Annotated in this window: 1 pseudogene; it reads right to left on the reverse strand. The window is 65.8% G+C overall.

Annotation, left to right across the window (positions count from 1 at the left end):
• Positions 1–42: 42 nt before the first annotated feature.
• Positions 43–316: pseudogene (locus IF89_RS48950) on the reverse strand (hypothetical protein); the annotation flags it as partial.

Below are 316 nucleotides of genomic sequence, written 5' to 3' on the forward strand. Positions count from 1 at the left end.
CCATGGCACCGCCGCCGATCACCAGGGTGTCCACAGAGTGGGTCATCGAGCTTCCGCAAAAAATTCCTGAACTTTCCGGTCCGTGACGTCGGCTTCGGATGCCCCGGAATCCGAGGCATCCCGGCGTGTGGGGACGGCTTTTCCCGATGCTACCCGGTCCGCGGTGATCTCGGCCAGGTGGGTCAGCAGGGCGCGCGCAACCCGATCGTTTTCACGGAACGAGACGGCGTTGGTGCGCGGGCGGGAAAACGCCCCGACAAACGGTGAGTTTGTATAGGGGCCGATCGCGAAACTGCGGGGGGCGGGGTCGCCCCCG

The sequence above is a fragment of the Streptomyces sp. NRRL F-2664 genome, assembly GCF_000719345.1.
GTDB lineage: Bacteria > Actinomycetota > Actinomycetes > Streptomycetales > Streptomycetaceae > Streptomyces.